General features: G+C 45.2%; 14 protein-coding genes and 1 pseudogene. 11 read left to right on the top strand and 4 right to left on the bottom strand.

Features of this window, described 5'->3' with window-relative positions; translation table 11 throughout:
• The first annotated feature begins 107 nt into the window (after positions 1–107).
• The 10 genes from sirA (at position 108) to L5M17_RS16530 (ending at position 11,897) form a co-directional block, all read left to right on the top strand.
• Positions 108–2,171, top strand: a complete 2,064-nt coding sequence (gene sirA, locus L5M17_RS16575) for a dissimilatory sulfite reductase SirA (protein WP_263148563.1) — start codon at positions 108–110, stop codon at positions 2,169–2,171.
• A gap of 62 nt (positions 2,172–2,233) precedes the next feature.
• Complete coding sequence (locus L5M17_RS16570) at positions 2,234–2,674, top strand: rhodanese-like domain-containing protein (RefSeq protein WP_028761786.1); 441 nt, start codon at positions 2,234–2,236, stop codon at positions 2,672–2,674.
• Between the two features lie 83 nt (positions 2,675–2,757).
• The gene (locus tag L5M17_RS16565; protein ID WP_105250349.1) at positions 2,758–3,540 is read left to right on the top strand and encodes an FKBP-type peptidyl-prolyl cis-trans isomerase; all 783 of its coding nucleotides are present in this window, start codon (positions 2,758–2,760) and stop codon (positions 3,538–3,540) included.
• A gap of 34 nt (positions 3,541–3,574) precedes the next feature.
• A complete protein-coding gene (locus L5M17_RS16560; protein WP_263148561.1) occupies positions 3,575–4,255 on the top strand; it encodes a tetratricopeptide repeat protein in 681 nt (226 codons plus the stop codon).
• Between the two features lie 89 nt (positions 4,256–4,344).
• Entirely contained in the window at positions 4,345–4,836 is a 492-nt protein-coding gene (locus L5M17_RS16555) for a nitrous oxide reductase accessory protein NosL (RefSeq protein ID WP_105250347.1), read from the top strand.
• 10 nt (positions 4,837–4,846) lie between these two features.
• Positions 4,847–6,136, top strand: a complete 1,290-nt coding sequence (nosD, locus tag L5M17_RS16550) for a nitrous oxide reductase family maturation protein NosD (RefSeq protein ID WP_263148560.1) — start codon at positions 4,847–4,849, stop codon at positions 6,134–6,136.
• Positions 6,133–7,173, top strand: coding sequence for an ABC transporter ATP-binding protein (locus tag L5M17_RS16545; RefSeq protein ID WP_263148559.1), 1,041 nt, complete (start codon positions 6,133–6,135; stop codon positions 7,171–7,173). Before nosD ends, L5M17_RS16545 begins: the two co-directional genes overlap by 4 nt.
• Positions 7,170–8,042, top strand: a complete 873-nt coding sequence (locus tag L5M17_RS16540; RefSeq protein ID WP_263148557.1) for an ABC transporter permease — start codon at positions 7,170–7,172, stop codon at positions 8,040–8,042. Before L5M17_RS16545 ends, L5M17_RS16540 begins: the two co-directional genes overlap by 4 nt.
• A 221-nt stretch (positions 8,043–8,263) precedes the next feature.
• Complete coding sequence (locus L5M17_RS16535; protein ID WP_173496241.1) at positions 8,264–9,547, top strand: transcriptional regulator; 1,284 nt, start codon at positions 8,264–8,266, stop codon at positions 9,545–9,547.
• A gap of 235 nt (positions 9,548–9,782) precedes the next feature.
• The gene (locus tag L5M17_RS16530) at positions 9,783–11,897 is read left to right on the top strand and encodes a M13 family metallopeptidase (RefSeq protein WP_263148555.1); all 2,115 of its coding nucleotides are present in this window, start codon (positions 9,783–9,785) and stop codon (positions 11,895–11,897) included.
• Positions 11,898–11,948: 51 nt separating this feature from the next.
• On the opposite strand, the gene L5M17_RS16525 is transcribed toward L5M17_RS16530, so the two are convergent.
• Complete coding sequence (locus L5M17_RS16525) at positions 11,949–14,342, bottom strand: fatty acid cis/trans isomerase (protein WP_263148553.1); 2,394 nt, start codon at positions 14,340–14,342, stop codon at positions 11,949–11,951.
• 255 nt (positions 14,343–14,597) lie between these two features.
• Here L5M17_RS16525 and L5M17_RS16520 point away from each other — a divergent pair, with 255 nt between their 5' ends.
• Positions 14,598–15,227 carry a flavin reductase family protein gene (locus L5M17_RS16520; RefSeq protein WP_011845657.1) on the top strand — a complete coding sequence of 210 codons (630 nt, stop codon included), beginning with the start codon at positions 14,598–14,600 and terminating at the stop codon, positions 15,225–15,227.
• A gap of 400 nt (positions 15,228–15,627) precedes the next feature.
• On the opposite strand, the gene L5M17_RS16515 is transcribed toward L5M17_RS16520, so the two are convergent.
• The 3 genes and pseudogenes from L5M17_RS16515 to L5M17_RS16505 form a co-directional block, all read right to left on the bottom strand.
• The gene (locus L5M17_RS16515) at positions 15,628–16,302 is read right to left on the bottom strand and encodes a DUF4209 domain-containing protein (protein WP_263148551.1); all 675 of its coding nucleotides are present in this window, start codon (positions 16,300–16,302) and stop codon (positions 15,628–15,630) included.
• A complete protein-coding gene (locus L5M17_RS16510) occupies positions 16,299–17,015 on the bottom strand; it encodes a hypothetical protein (protein WP_263148549.1) in 717 nt (238 codons plus the stop codon). Before L5M17_RS16510 ends, L5M17_RS16515 begins: the two co-directional genes overlap by 4 nt.
• A pseudogene (locus tag L5M17_RS16505) lies at positions 16,990–17,223 on the bottom strand (IS4 family transposase); the annotation flags it as partial. The pseudogene L5M17_RS16505 and the gene L5M17_RS16510, both read right to left, overlap by 26 nt.

Raw genomic sequence — 17,223 nt, 5'->3', positions numbered from 1 at the left:
ATGGTTTTTTGCCTCCACCATGCTGTAACTGGTCAATTGTTTATGTCGTTCAGTGAGCAGTTAGGTTCAGTGGAAAATATAAAACTAATGATAATTAGGAGTGAATGATGAAACGATGGAAATCCAAAATAGCACTCAGCGTGCTGTTTTGTTTAGGTACTATCGTCAGTGTGGCCGGAATAGCATCCGATGCTAAACCGGGCGAGGTAAAGCCTGGCTATGGTAATAAACAACAGAGTGCGGAAGCTCAGGGAATTATGGCTAATCCCGATCTAACACTAGAATCCCGTGGTGTAAGAACACTGCAGGATTATATTGTTCAGGAAAAAGAGTTGTTTGATTTTCTTTTTGAAAATCATCCGGTATTTAAATATGCCGAGCAAGGTCGTTTAAAAGGAACCTATAAGGTCAGTGACCGTGGTGAAGAATACTTACACGGTGGTGATAGTCAAAAATATAGCCAACATCAGGAGGGCAATCGCCCTATGGCATTGCAATATCGCCTTGGTGCCAAGTCGATTTTGGATTTCCCAAATAAGTTTGTTGGTCCTGAAAAATGTGGTGAGTGCCACGGTCCACAATATGAAAAGTGGAAACGTTCACGCCATTCAAAAACCTTACGTTTTCCGGGGAGTCATCCCGAAGTCGATAACGATTTAAACAAAACTATGTATGGCACTAAGGATACTTCTATCCTGCCAGACGGCATTACCCCTGATGCAATTTATGCGACGGTGGGAACACCAAGAACCAAATACGGCTTTATCGATAGCTACTTAGTACGCGGTACTTTCCATGTGAAAGACGGTTTACTCAAAGATGGTACTGGCACTATGGTCGCCGGTGGTAATCAATTCTCCCGTGGTTGGGCTGAATGGTTAACCCCTGAAATGGCGAAGAAAATTCAGAAAGTTATTCCTGAATTTCCAACTAAAATGGAAGATTTTGGCGCGAGTGGTTCACACCAGTGGGGTATGAGCTCCTATGGTGCTAAATACGAGAAGGAATTCTTATTCCAACCTGCGAGTTCCTATTGCGAAATGTGCCACACCTTTAAGTTTGATTTTAAAACTAAAGATGAGTTTTTTGCAGCCCTTGGTAATCCTAAAGAGCTACAAAAACATACAGTGTCACTCGGTATTACCTGTGAAGAGTGTCATGGCGCAGGTGGTCATTTAGACGGCGGTATCGGTGGTGGTATGCCTTCTAACTGTGAGCGTTGTCACCAGCGTTTTAACTTCGTAGAAGAACTTGCGCAAACCCCACAGGGTAAAGAAAAACTGGAATATGCCTTTAACGTGAAGATGAAATCTTCGTGCCCATCTTGTGGTACAGAAGGTTCGCAAATGTTTGCCTCGTCTCACTACGATAAGGGTATGCGTTGTTCTACCTGTCATGATCCACACGAAGTGACTGATGGTGATTGGAAATCCGGTATTACTAAACCAAAACTCATCAAAGAATGTACCGATTGCCATACGGCACAGGCTGAAATTGCGAGTAATACCAAGACCCACAGTAAACAAACTTGTCAAAGCTGTCACATGCCAAACATGGGTAGTTGTGAAAACTTCACCGCGATCCAGTTCCCTGATATGGCCGGTTTCGACAACGTTCGTAAGTCGCACATGTGGAAAATCGATGTCGATCCATTGCGTAAGACGCTTAACCCACCTGAAGGTAAGTCTCGCGACTCATCTACTAAGGGCTGGACTGTGGCGAAGGACGAAAATGGCCATAACTACCTCGATCTCATGTGGACCTGTGCTCGTACTTCCGCTTCTGATCACGATGTAGTGGATAACAAAGGCTGCCATAGCCAATTCCAATCTAAGTTGGGTGAGGGTCTGCACTTTAAAGATCAACAGCAAATCTACGGCAAAGTTCAGAAGTGGCAAAAACCAGTGAAAGAAACCTATGCCAAAGTAGAAAAAGCCCTTATTAGCATCGATAAGTCGCCCAATATGGCGAAGTTATCGGTAGAAGATAAGACGCAAGTGCTGTTGTTGACCGATAAAGCTCAAGATGTCCTCAAGCTGATTAAAGCCGATGGTTCATGGGGGGTTCATGGTGCGCGTTACTCACAAAAACGCTTAGATGCCGCCTTGACCTATGTGACCCAAGCCCAAGCCATTATTGATGGTAATGCGCTGAGTACGAAGAAAATATAGTTTAACTTGAGTCCTAGTTATCCCCGACACCTTTGGGTGTCGGGGAATATGAGAGCCTAATTATGCATAACATGCTTCGTCAAAGTGTAAGCCGAATATTGATGGTGTTGGCCTTAGGCGTGACTGCTATGCCAGTCATCGCCGGTGGTGGCTCAGAAATGTCTGAAGTGCCCTATAACGAAATCCAATTAAATCCCATTTCGATGATGGAAGCGGAAACCTTAGTCGGCAAGCAAGGCGTTTATTTTTTCGACGTAAATACACTGGAGATATGGGCAGAAGGTTTTATCCCCGGAGCAGTTTTTTTCAATGTTCAGAATTGGAGAGAGTTACTTCCAAAGAATAAAGATGCAGTCATGGTGTTTTACTGCGCTAACCGCCTTTGCACCAGCAGCAATATGGCGGCGAGAGAAACCATGAAGCTAGGTTACACAGGTGTGCGTCATATGGCCGATGGTATTTATGGCTGGCGTATGTCAGGTCGAGTAACAGAAAAACCTTAGTAACACAGGACCGATGTTTTATCGGTTTGGTTTGCAGGGCCAAAAGGCGAAACCCACAGGGTTAACATTGTAGAGAACATAAAATGAAAACACGTATGCCAACTTCTTTTATCCCCAAAAGCATCACAGTGGCGACCTGCGCCGCATTATTTGTTTCGGTAGCCAGTTTTGCCGGCACAAGTCTGAAAACCGATGCAGATAAAACCTCTTACAGCATTGGTGCTTCTATTGGTAATTACATTTCTGGCCAGGTTTATAACCAAGTTGAATTGGGTTCAGAGGTGAATGTCGACTTAGTCGTGCAAGGTTTTGTGGATGCGCTTAAAGATAAACAGCAATTAACCGACGAAGAAGTGCTGACCTACCTGAACCAAAGAGCAGAACAACTCAATGCCGCAAGAACTGTCGTTGCTGAAAAACAAATGGCAGAAACTAAAAAGGCAAGTGCGGCATATCTTGCTGAAAATCAAAAAAAGTCTGGCGTTAAAGTTACCGCCTCTGGTCTTCAATACGAAGTCTTAACCCAAGGTAAAGGTCATAAACCCAATCCAGAAGATGTGGTCACAGTGGAATATGTTGGCACTCTTATCGATGGGACTGAGTTTGAAAATACGGTTGGACGTAAAGAGCCCACTCGGTTTGCATTAATGTCGGTGATCCCCGCTTGGGAAGAGGGATTAAAGTTGATGCCTGTGGGGTCTAAATACCGTTTTGTGGTACCAGCAAGCCTTGCCTATGGCACTGAAGCCGTAGGTATTATCCCTCCTGAGTCAGCACTTATCTTTGAAATCGAACTGAAAAATATTGAGAAACCCAGCGAAATGAAAGAGATGAAAAATAAAAAGATGATGCCTGCACACGGTTAATCAGGCTCCTAAAACGAGTTGTTTGGAGAGTGAAATGGAGACTGGAATGGTGAGCTTAGGACTAGGCATTGGCATCAGTTTACTGTTGTTTGTTGCTTACATTTACTGGCAGCACATGCGTCTAAACCTAATCATGGGAATCGCACAGTTGCCAAACATGTCGAGCAAAGTGCCCTTTGCGATGGGAATCGTCCTAGTGCTGCTTACCCTTGCTATCTACAGTCAAACAGGCCGTTTTAGGGATTGGGATCAAGGTCGGATTGATGAAAATATTGATTATTTAGTGGCGGCCGAGATTACCAAAGCCAGTCGTTGGGCTCAGAGTGAGCCGCAAAACACCTTGGCACTTATGTCATTAGCTCAGGCTTACAATGCGGGAGGTTTGTACTCAGATGCGGTGCTGACCTTAGATAAATTACTCGAAATAGGGGGAGATGATGCCGAAGTGTTAGGGGCAAAAGCTAACGCGCTTTATTACCGCGAGCTTCGGCAAATGACACCTGAAACCCAAGGGGTGATTGCCAAAGCATTAGCACTTTCTCCCTTTGAGCCTCAAACCCATATGTTACTCGCGGCAGATGCTTACTTGCATGCTCGTAACCAAGAGGCCATTGACCATTGGCAGCTCCTGCTCAAACACAATGGGGACAGTATCAACCGTGAAGCAATCGATAATGCGATTGCAAAAGCACAAAGCAAAATGAATGAAAGATGAAACCCGTTTCTATCAACCCTCGCCGTAAAGATCTGTCCCTGCAAGGAATCTGGCGAGGCGTTGATATTTTTAATAAAAGGATGAATAGGATGAAGAAATACTATGCATTGTTGCTGTTAGTGCCCTTGCTATTTGGCTGTAATAAAAGCGAGGCCACAGACCATGTTCATAAAGCCGAGATGATCCACGAGCATGACCGTTGCCATTTATGCGGCATGGTGATCACTAAATATCCCGGACCTAAAGGGCAAGTACACCTCAAGGCTGAGAAAACGGTACCTAAGTTTTGTTCTAGCCGCGATATGTTTAACTTTGCATTACAGCCTGAAAATAAAAGACAAATTGATTACATGATGGTGCATGACGCGGGCACGACTGATTGGGATCAGCCAGACGATGGCGCCTTTATTGATGCTCAAAGTGCCTTCTATGTTTACGGTACGACCAAGAAAGCTGTGATGGGACCTGCCGTTGCCCCTTTTAGTACCAAAGCTGCCGCCGAAGCCTTTGCTAAGGAATACGGTGGCCGAGTGCTGAGATTTGATGACATCACCCTAGAACTGCTCGCGGGTGATAAATAAGGTTGTGATGATGAAGCTGCGTCTCGTCCTTATTTGGCTGCTGTGCTTTGCCTCTTTCGGTACTTGGGCTGCACTCATTCGGGTAACAGATACAGATTCACTCACTCTTGCCCTTAACAAAGCCCAAGCAGGTGACACCTTGGTGCTAGCCACTGGGGTGTATGAAGGCTCCTTTAAGGTGACGCAATCTATTTCGCTAAAGGGGGAAATAGGCGCGACATTAGATGCACTGCGCCAAGGGAGTGCGTTGGTCATTGAGGCACCTCAGGTGAGTATTGAGGGGCTAAATATCCGCCACTGGGGACGGGATCTGTATTACCGTGATGCCGCCATTTTACTCAAAAAAGGGGCGGATCATGTGCAGATTAAGGGAAACCGCTTGGTGGGTGAGGGTTTTGGTATTTATGGCGAACAGTTAAACTCGCCCATCATCACGGACAATAGTATTAGTGGCAACGGTGCCATTCATGTGCTTGATCGGGGTGATGGCATTTATCTTAAGCATGTTAATTCGCCACAAATTGACCGCAATCAGCTCATTTTTGTCCGTGATGGTGTGTATTTAGAGTCCGTTGCCCACAGCCGCATTTATGAAAATCAATTCACTAAGCTGCAATATGGCATTCACTACATGTATACCCAAGCCGACGAAGCGTGGCAAAACCAAGCGATTGCCGTCGATGGCGGTTATGCCCTAATGAATTCAACCAATATTTACCTGCACCACAACCGTGTGACTCAGGCGCGGGACTTTGGCATTTTACTCAACATTACTGAGGCATCCCATGTGCAAGCCAATGTTGCGAGTCAAATCCATAACCCTAATGGCACTGTGGAGCTTGGCAATGAAGGGAAAGGTATTTTTATTTACGCCGCTCAACATAACCGTATTCAAGATAACGAGTTTAGCCACAGTGATACCGGGATCAGTATGGCCATGGGCGGAGAGGAAAATCGCCTTTGGCATAATCGTATTATGGCCAATCAAACCCAAGTCAAATATGTCGGAGAAACTCAACTTGAATGGAGTTATCAGGGGCAGGGGAATTACTGGTCGGAATATCAAGGTTGGGATCTGAATGGCGATGGATTAGGGGATATTGCCCATAGGCCGAATGACAGTTTAGATAAACTGTTTTGGCTTTATCCTGAAGCCAAACTGTTGATGGAAAGCCCCGTTGTGTTGTTACTGCGCTGGGTGGAACGCCAATTTAAGCCCCAAGTGACGAGCGGTATAAGTGATAGTTTTCCCCTAATGCAAAGTGACGCGCACGTACTGATTGATGGAGGTTCGCGATGAATCATCAAACTATGACCTGCTCAGCGAATAAGCCTGTAACGAGTGCAGATGTGGTTGTTAAAGCGACGAATATCAGTAAATGCTATGGCAAGTTTAAGGCACTGGATGATGTGAGTTTTGAGGTGCTAGCGGGTCAAGTGATCGCACTCCTTGGGCACAATGGTGCGGGTAAATCTACGTTACTCAAGCTTATTTTGGGATTACTTACCCCCACAAGTGGCTTGCTCCAAGTTCAAGGTTATAGTGTCGGAAGTATGAATGCCAGACAGAGTTTGTCCTTAGGCTATTTACCTGAAAATGTGAGTTTTTATGACAATATGACCGCCAATGAGCTGCTGCGATATTTCGCTAAGCTTAAGGGCGTTGCCTTGCCTAAAGTGCATGAATTACTTGCTGAATTTGGTTTAGAGGCCGCTAAAGATAAGCGCTTGAGTACTTTTTCTAAGGGGATGCGGCAACGTCTTGGATTGGCGCAGGCGATATTGGCTGAGCCTAAGGTACTGTTACTCGATGAACCGACAGTTGGCTTAGATCCCTTGGCATCGGCTTTCTTGTATCAAAAAATCGCTCAGCTCAGGGCGCAGGGCTGCGCCATTATTATCAGTACCCATGAGTTGGGATTAGTACAAGATCAGATGGATCGCGCTTTGATCTTAGGTCGAGGACGAATGTTGGCTTCGGGAAGCTTAACCTCCCTGAGGGCGGCGACTCAGTTGCCAAATCATATCTTGTTGCATTTTCTATCTAATACTCAAAGGCAAGCATTGCTAGCGGATCCCATTTTAGCGGCATGTGTTAAGGCAAACGCGGGGCAGGGACTCATGCTCGTCGTGCCACTGGAGCAAAAGTCAGCCGTGTTAAATCACTTATTACAAAAAGTGCCAGCGGGGGATTTTTCTATTGAACCTCCTAGTTTGCAGAGTGTGTTTCATCATTACATGGAAAGTCTTTGCCCCCTTCAGTCGCCAAAAATGCCCACAAAGACTATTAACATAACAGATATAAATCAGGCGATTAATTTGGAATCAGTCCTATGAACCGTTCCGAGGTTTTGCATCGCCGTTTAAGTGCCCTGAGCATAGTGAGCACCATAGCCGCCAAAGAGTTTAAGGATAATTTACGTAATCGTTGGTTATGGATGATGGCGGGAATCTTGTTGCTGCTATCTCTGTGTGTGAGTTTTATGGGCAGCGCAGTGTCCGGCAACTTAGTGGTATTTGAGCCTGCCCAAATCCTTTCTGGGTTAGTCACTTTATCGGTATTTATGCTCCCTTTAGGTGCGATTTTGTTGAGTTATGACAGCTTTGTTGGTGAAAAAGAATCCGGCACTTTGTTGTTACTGCTGACCTATCCATTAGCACGTTGGCATCTGGTGTGCGGCAAGTTTTTAGGCCATGCCTGCGTGATGACCATTGCCTGCATTTTGGGCTTTGGTTTAACAGGATTAATACTGATATCACTGGGCGATACTCAGGCCCAGTTATCCATAGCTATCGGGTTTACCCATTTGATTATGAGCAGTATTTTGCTGTCATTAGTGTTCGTGCTCTTGGGTTATTGGGTTAGCTTGTGTGTGCGAGAAAAAGCCAAGGCGCTGGGGATATTGCTCATTTTATGGTTTGTGCTTGTGCTGGTTTATGATCTGATTTTACTCAGTGCTGTGGTTGGAATGAGTGAGATGTTTAATCGTACTGTATTCAATCTACTGATTTTGTTGAACCCTACTGATCTGTTCCGTGCTTTAAATTTACTCGCGACCCCCTCGGATACACTCGCGGCCAAAAGTAGTCTCACTCTGCTTGCTCAAACTGGGCTGGGCTTACCCTTAATGTATGGTTTGCTGGGTGGCTGGATTGGTGCATTACTTTTGTGTTGTTCTTGGATCTTTAAATACCAAGAAATCTAGTTTAGCGACCTCTGTATTAGTCTAACTTTGTACTTATTAAACAATGACTAAACTGAGTATAGAGTCACACTCTTATATGTTGTTAAAAGGTAAAATAAACCATCTTGACTTGGTGATTGCATATCATCGTTTTCTTGGAAAGAAACAATGTCACATGATGATTGCATGTTGTTAGTGTAATCAAACTTTATCAGTATTGGCTGATCTTTCAGGCGTTTAACATGCATAAAATCACATCTTATTTAATGTTAGATGAACAGGCTAAGGAATTAGTCGATCATGTGAATGGGACAACCATCAGCCTGACTTTTTCCGAAACGGCCTTATTAGTGCTGCTGTTATCATCCACGAATGCCATTTTTACTAAGGAAGAATTGCTGCAGGTCGGCTGGCCTGAAAGGGTGGTTGCTCCTACCTCTTTAACGCAATGCATCAGTACCTTACGTAAAAAGCTCGAACCCTATACCGAAGTGCAGCTTAAAACCGTGGCACGCCGCGGTTATCAATTGCATATCTCTGAACAATCCCATGTAAAGATGTTGGCGATCAATGATGCGAATGCAATTCGTGATGCCTTAGTGGGGGTGTCGGTTTGGACTAAAGTTGCTGGTATTGCCCTTTTGTGCGCTATCTTGGCAATCGTTTGGTATGTGAGCGACCACCATGCGGTGGTTAAACAGGTGGCTAAATGGCATGCCGATAAATATATCAGCCTCAATATTGGTGGCACGCTGGGGACGGCACGAACCTTCTATATTGGTGATGAGGATCGTTTACATCCTTCATGGTGGCAAAAACATTTAGCGCCAGAGGGAAATCACATCAATAACCTTAATTATTTCAGTGCGTTTACCTCAACAGATGGCAAAAATTATTCGATGGCGATTTGCCCTGAGCTGGACGCCGATGCCTGCAGTGGTCACGGCATCATCAATATCACGGCGATAGATGCAAAACCCGCAGGATTAAATATGGCGGAGTTTATTCCGTTGAGCCAAATAATGGAGCAGCGCATTCGCTATAACCGTATTGTCCTCCCTGCGGATGATAAAGGAATGGGTGAGTTACTTGAGCATAATTACCATGCGGATATTTATTTTCCCGTCGCGGGTGAACTCTTAGTTCGTAATGATCTCAGTATGTCTCTGGTCTATGAAGGGCAAAATAAGGGGAAGTTTTATTCGACCTCCTGTATTACAGATCAAGATTGTTTAACGACGCCGATTAAATACACTATCCGCGGTGAGTTTGAGCAGTACCAGACCACAATTGATGACCTTAAAGTCGATGTTTTTCACGTTAAAGTGTTACAAAAAGAACTGACAAAACCGGATGAAGTCAGCCATTCTGCTATGCAGTTCTACCGTGAAATTCGTAAGCATGATATCCGTGATGAAGATTTATTTTATTATCGTGTTTATCAAAATGAGCACACGGCAGTATGGATCATTCCTCAGATGGGACAAGTACTTGCGTGGACTCAGTACACTCAGATCAAATTATAGAGTAGTCATTAGCCAAACTTGATTAAGCCGACATAGTGTCGGCTTTTTTGTGCCTGCAGTTGAGCGCGGTCGTGATGATACTAAGCTGCGTGTTTAAGCGTCTGGCTCAAATTGTTTGCATTAACTTTCTATCATAAAAATTGGCTTTGTTTTACTTCTTCATTCAGTGCCAGTTACACTGCCAAACTTAGCAATCACACTATAAATACAATAATAAAAAAGAGAGGAGTCATTCATGTCGGACCGTCTTATTCCCGTGCTGTTACTGTCAACTTCAGTACTGGCTGGGCTCACTGCTTGCAGTGATAACACCACAGAAAACACCGTAAAAACCAGCGAAAACGCGCTAAAAAGTCAAGACGTTGCGGCTCAAATGCCGATTGGCATTAATGTCGCGGCTATGACGCCAACGGTAAAACCAGGGGATGATTTTTATACCTACGCCAATGGCGAATGGATGAAAACGACGATGATCCCAGCCGATCGCTCTAGCACTGGCGCTTTCCTCGTTGCCTTTGAAGCAACCGAAAAGCATAAAACCAGTTTGATTGCCGATTTGGTGAAAGCGCAACATGCGGCTGGGAGCGACGAAGCGCGTATCGCCGATTTCTACAAAGCTTACACAGATACTGCCGCTATTGATGCCGCAGGAATGAAGCCTGCCGAGGCGGATATTGCCCGTTATGAGGCCATTGTGAGCAAGCAGGATTTATCTGCGGCGTTAGGCGGAAATCTGCGCGCGGATGTCGATCCTCTCAACGCGACTGATTTTTATACCGAAAACCTATTTGGGATCTTCGTCACCCAAGGTTTAGCCACGCCGGGCGAAGTCTTACCTTACTTTTTACAGGGTGGTTTAGGCTTACCTGAGCGTGAATATTACCTGTCTGCCGATCCTAAAATGGTCGACATTCGCACCGCTTACCGCGCTTACATTGAAACCTTGCTCAAAGATGCGGGTGTGAGCGACGCCGCTGTCCGTGCCGATCGTATTTTTGCCCTTGAAAACAAGATTGCCGCGGCCCACGCCAGCCGTGAAGCAAGCGAGGATTTTACTCAGTCTTCGGGTGTATGGAGCCGTGCTGACTTTGATGCCAAAGCACCGGGCATCGATTGGACTGCCTTTCTAGCGGCGGCGCAACTGGGCAATCAGCCTAAATTTGCGGCCTACCATGCAACGGCGATTACGGGACTTTCTGCGCTTGTGGCCTCTGAGCCTTTAGAAGCATGGAAAGATTGGCTCGTGTTTCACCATATCAACAGCCATGCTGATGTGTTGCCATCGGCTATCGACAACGCTTCGTTTGCTTTTAATGGCACTAAGCTTTCTGGCACGCCAGAGCAGCGCAGCCGCGATAAACGTGCCTTAGCGGCACTCGACCAATATTTAGGTGATGCCGTAGGCCATGCCTATGCCGAGCAATATTTCCCCGCTTCGGCCAAAGCAGAAGTCAGCACTATGGTGGATAACATAGTGGCCGCCTTCGGTCAGCGAGTGGAAAAACTCGATTGGATGGACCCTTCAACCAAGAAAGAAGCCCTAGCAAAAGTGGCCACTATGGCGGTGGGCGTGGGTTATCCCGACAAATGGCGCAATTACGACAGCTATGCTGTGACTGCGACCAATGCCTACGCCAATGCCATCAATGGTGAAAAAGTAGAGTACAGCCATCAGCTAGCCAAGATTGGCAAACCAATGGATAAAGGCGAGTGGTGGATGACGCCGCAAGTGGTGAATGCGGTGAACTTGCCGGTGCAGAATGCGCTTAACTTCCCTGCGGGTATTTTGCAACCGCCATTCTTCGATGCTAAGGCCGATGCCGCTTACAACTATGGCGCGATTGGCGCTGTGATTGGCCATGAAATCAGCCATAGTTTTGATAACAATGGCGCGGCCTTTGACTCGACTGGTGCTATGCGTAACTGGTGGACGCCCGCTGACTTTGCTCAATTTGATAAGCAAGGCGATGCGTTAGCGCAGCAGTTTGATGCTTATGCGCCATTCCCTGATTTACACGTGAATGGCAAGTTGACCTTAGGTGAAAACATTGCCGACGTAGCAGGTTTAGCCGCCGCTTATGATGCTTATCACGCCTCGCTTAAAGGCAAAGATGCCCCAGTGATTGGAGGCTTTACGGGTGATCAACGCTTCTTTATCGGCTTTGCGCAAACCTGGGCCACTAAGATGCGTGACGAAGCCCTGCGTGCTCGGGTGGCAACCGATGGACATGCCCCCGGCATGTACCGCGCGCTGACCGTGCGTAACTTAGATGCTTGGTATACTGCATTCGATGTTAAGCCTGGCGATAAGCTGTATTTAGCCCCTGAAGATCGCGTTAAGATCTGGTAAGTTTACTGCGTTGATTTGAAAGGAAGGGGAACACTAACGTTCCCCTTTTTATTAACGATTTTGCAGTCGGTTGTAATCCAGCCACCCACTTTCTATCGGGTGATTGTCGAAAAAGATCTGATTGAGTTTGTCACTAAAGGCCCAAAACTTCGGATCGGTACGGCGTACACCCACCATATCTAACAGTGCTTCATAGTCTTTTTCAGTTTGCATTTTCTCTACTGTCGCCACGACGTTAGGCAAGTCCTGTTCTTTCACTTGCCAAAATGCCTCAGGATAACTGCCCAATAAGCCATGCACTAAAGTGACGTCATCTTTAGCGGGTTCGCGGTTACTCGCCTCATTAAACAGGCTCGAAATATTCCGATGAGCACTATTGCGAACTAAGGTAAATATCTCAGCTTTACCCGCTTTTTCAGGTTCCACCATGATCATGGTTAGTTCAGGTAACAGGGTCGCTTGTGTGCCTTTTAATCGATCTAATGTGTGTAAAAGTGCTTTGCTATGTATTTGCAAGCTGCTGTTTTCTATGTGATATCGATTGGGTTGAACCTTAGCAACCTTCTGTCCGAGTTTTTGATACAGCTCGCCCTTTAGATCGTCACTAAAGTAAAGTACGCCCGTAGGCTGATGAAAGGTGTTGATATCCCCTGCGATAAAGGCCGTGAGCTGAGTACCTGCCCCTTGATACCAATCACTCAACTGCTTGCGTCTTTCCTCCTGCGGCAACAGGGTCAGGAAATTCGATTCCCCCTCCATACGTAAAAAATCCATGTATAAGCGAGTTAATAGCTGGTGGCCGTAGTTACCATAAACATCGAAACCCGCGACCAATAAATAGTGGATACGCTCCAGCAAGGCATAATCGATAATCCAAGCCGTTTTGGGGGGCTCGCCGACTAAGCCTTTGACCACTGTGGCATTGTCGAAGTGCCGAAATACTGTCAGGCTGGCATTATCATTGGTGTCGTCGCCATCCCAGAGTCCGTCTATGGTAAGGTGCTGGCCGTTTTTGAATTTCTCGTTCAAGAACTGATTACGCGCCCGCATATATTTGCCTTGCTTGGCGGCATATTTTACCCAAGTTACTGCTAATGCAGTGCTTTCTTCCTCTGCAGGCATACGTAGGTTTTCAAGTTGGGAATGGTAAAAAGCGCTAAAGTCAGTGTCGTCCATATAATCTGGAGTCACAAAGTACACCCAGAATCTATCGTTAATGACATTGAGCGCCACCTGACCACGGCACACTGGACCTTTGATAAAGCCCATAATGGTATCTTGGGCGCGGGTCAGCATAAATCGATAGCGCGCACTGGCAGGAATTTGAATAAAAGCTTCAAAGGGATTAGCCGCAACGCTCGGCTGGTAGCTCGGCAGTTGAGTGACTGAGTAATCCGCATCGATAAACCATTGTTGCCAGTTATTTAGCAAGCCGGTATTTAAAGCGTAGGGGATATGGGTTTTATCGACTATGGTTGCCCGATAAGGCCGAAAGCGGTAATAGACTCGCTCCACCTTAGGATCGTCGAAGGGACGACGGGAGGCGATAATATCCAGCGCTTGCCCCGGCGGCGTCCGAGAACGCACTAACTCGAAGAATAAAGGCTGGGCGTTCGGCTGATTTAAAGACTCAAAATATAAATGGAAGGCAAACAAATGCTCGTAGATGTAACGTGCACTTAATTGGCTTTTTAAACTGTCGCCGTTTAAAAACTCCTCCCAGTGGGTTATTTCTGCAATAAATTCAGGTGTAAGCGCCTGTGCAAACGGCAGTGGCGCACCTTGCTCGAGCCAGTGCATCAACACTTGATGTTCATTAGCATTCAGTGCTGGCAAGCCATAAGGCATACCTGCAAGGGGCTGGCTTTGCTCGTATTTGTCCATTTCCTCTAGGCTGGCGCATTGCTGAACTCTGTCTAGGCTGAAATCAAAACGCTTATCTAAAATCTTGTCTTCGGGCAGGGGATGCATTTGCTTAAGCGTGAGCATTCTGGCTAATACCGAGGCTTGGGTATTGGCTTCTGGGGTTTGATCGCGCTCGTTTAGCATGGGGTAAAACCCGCGTTGACGCCAAGCTTCTGGGGTAAAGGCATCGACAAATAAGCGATTAGGTGTGGCAGCGACTAAACGTGTGCCTTGGTAAACCTTTTCCTTACTTGCCCCACGCTCTATACCTTCGCTTGAGGTCATTTTTAACTGACAGGGGGCATCGTAACAGGCATGACATACCACGCAGCGGCTATTGAGAATAGGCTCGACTTCTTTGTGCACAAACTCGGCCTGTTGAATAAATTGGTCGTTCAGCTGTGCATTTTCGACGCGTTTTTGCGGTGAGCTAGTGCCAAACAGGCTATTGAAATCGATTTGCGCTACGCTGGCACAACCCGTCGCTAACAGCACTGCGACCAACAACAACCTCTTCCATCCCCCTTTTATCGCGTCCATTCACCGCTCCTTCATTTGCCACATGCTATTTAGCAGAGTTAGGCTTTTTAGCCTACTGATAAGTATCACTTTAGCAGAAGAGTGTGTTGGATTTGAAATTTGCAGCCAGATGTTGTTCAAGGAGTTTACTTAAGTTGCCCTACAGACTTTTGGTCGCTGCTCGAAACTTGGGTAAGATAGCGGCTATAAAAGCGTACCTGTGACGGCTGTATTAATTGCACCAGTATTGTTGTGGCAATAACAAAAGGATGAAGTATGACTGCTGATAACCGCTATTTTTACGAACCGAGCAAAGGCCATGGCCTTGCACACGATCCTTTAAATGCGATTGTGGGGCCTCGACCGATCGGCTGGATTTCATCACGCAATGCCGAGGGGCAACGCAATCTCGCACCTTACAGCTTTTTCAATTGTTTCAACTACAAACCGCCCATCATCGGCTTTGCCAGCACAGGCTGGAAAGACAGTGTCGCCAATATCGTCGAAACAGGGGAGTTTGTGTGGAACCTCACCACTCGCGGCTTAGCCGAGCAGATGAATCAAACCTCCGCCATGCTGCCACGCGGTCAAGATGAGTTTAGTTTTGCCGGACTCACGGCTAAAGCTGGCACCATTGTTAAGGCCGATTTAGTGGCTGAAAGCCCAGTAAACTTCGAATGCAAATTGTCCCAATGTATTCAACTCACCGCCGCCAATGGCGACAAGATTGATACTTGGTTAGTGTTAGGTGAAGTGGTGGCCGTGCATATTGCCAAGCATTTACTCAATGCCGAGGGGATTTATCAAACTGCTCTTGCCGAGCCCGTATTACGTGCTGGCGGCCCATCGGCTTATTATGGGATCTCCGAAGATCTGCGTTTCGATCTACATAGACCACAAGTGTAGGGGGTTGCTCAGGCGCCGCAGGGCTGGGGGTGTTTAAACTTCGTTTGAGTTTGATCTTGGTGTAAAGGTTTGTGCATTAGAAATCAAAATCTAAATCAACGTCGTGGGGCTTCACCCCACACCCGACCAAGAGGGGATCAACAGCAATTCCCTCTTGGATCTCCCTTGCCGCCCCTAGCGAAGTTACATGCATTGATTAGTGGCTTCGTGCTTATTCGAAAATAGCTAACGCTTCCGATGGGGCGTCCCTTCCCCCCGAAAGCTACGCAGACGTCCTGTCTGCGTCACGCTATTTTCTTCAACGCCCTTCAGCAACTTCGCAGGGGAAGGTGTATCCCTTGAAATCTGGCGTTGTCTTCTATTTATTAAAAGCAAAAAGAGTTGTGAGTTTCCGTCTATTCTATGAATTTTCAGAGCTTAGAAGTAAAGATTCGACAACTAACTTTAATGTTCTCCACCATACATAAATTGCGGCATTACTTGATGAAGAACCATCACACAAAAGTCCATGAGCTAGATCATTTCTCAAGTTTGGGCCTCTTGGATCTGTTAATAAAACTTTAAACTCAAAAAGTAAGTTTTCATCAAAAATATCCGTAGCCTCCTTTTTGTCTAATAATGTGCTTAGCCCAACTTCCATTTCTATACCATTCAGGTCTAGAGTTGTCGTTAATATGTCATGTGATTTAAGGATAACTCTAACCAAGTTTTCTAATTGAGGGGTCAAAAGATATATTGCTGATGAGAAATCGAATTCAAATCCTTCGTGCAAAGACTTTGCAAATAAATACTGTCTATTACTAGGTATTAATGGTGATTGATGACACAAGTCTAGCAGTAAAGCAAATGGTATTCTATGCTCACTTAAAAGTGTTTGTAGTGCTGGTAATATCTGTATGTCGATAATAAAGTCAATTTTATTATATATATTTTGAAAAACTTGATTCATAACTGAATCATCTGAAGATTCGTCATCCTTGTAAAATTCATAAGCTGTTGTTTTTGATATTACTCTTGCATCATTTGAGAACAATGTACTTGGCATTAGGCTTGTAAGTATGTTTTGTGACATCATTTTTTTGTTTCATCAATAATATTATTTCTTTTAAAGCTTTCTGCAATAGTTACAAATTTATATATAGCCTCTACTACACTGTCAACATTACTTACATAACTTGAGCATGTGCTTGCAATGCTAGACATCTCATGAATATCTTCTTGTGAAAAAGTATGGCTTTCCCTAACCATCTGGTTTATAGCATTAGCATTAGCTTCATTAATGCCTAATCTAAGCTTGTTTATTTCATATTCAACACCTAATTTATCACGATATATAATTGGTATTTTTCTAAAGACTTGGATCGCATTATTGTAAAATTCACTAGCAATAGCGCCTGAGTCACTGAGCCTATTATTACCTTCTTTTGCCCATGATTTCGCAAGATGAAATAATGAGTTATTTGATTTTTCTGATTGATCAGATGATGCATATAATCTTGATGATAGCTCTAAGTATGCTCTTGCTGAAAGGTGGTTAGAAAGTGCTAAATATTCGAGACCTTTTGAATATGATTTATCAGCAAAATATTTTATCCTTGAGTTATTGAAACCAAGATCTAAATAAAACTCACATAGCCAAAGATACATAAGTCCGTCTTTTTTCTCATATTCTAACAAGGCTTTAATTAGCTTTTCTTCAATTACAGATAACTTGTCTTGACCACTGGTTCTTAATTGGATAGCTAATCTCTGAAGGATCCCCTCATAAATCAGCCATAGCATAGCCATATTTGAGCAACTGATTGGCGAATAATACCCAGGCCGCCAGCAATTCTTTCTCCGTGATTTGATAATCAGGCCGCCTGAGTACCTCCAATCCCAAGCGAATCGTTGAGAGTACCGTTCGATGCCCAATGGTATTGGCCTGAAAATGCTTATCCCAGCCCTGTTGCTGTGCGTGTAAACCAACTAGCCACAACAGGCATTGAACCATCAA

The organism is Shewanella sp. SW24, from assembly GCF_025653395.1.
GTDB lineage: Bacteria > Pseudomonadota > Gammaproteobacteria > Enterobacterales > Shewanellaceae > Shewanella > Shewanella oncorhynchi.
The sequence above is the reverse complement of the archived record's forward strand: the minus strand, read 5'-3'. Positions and strand labels throughout refer to the sequence as shown.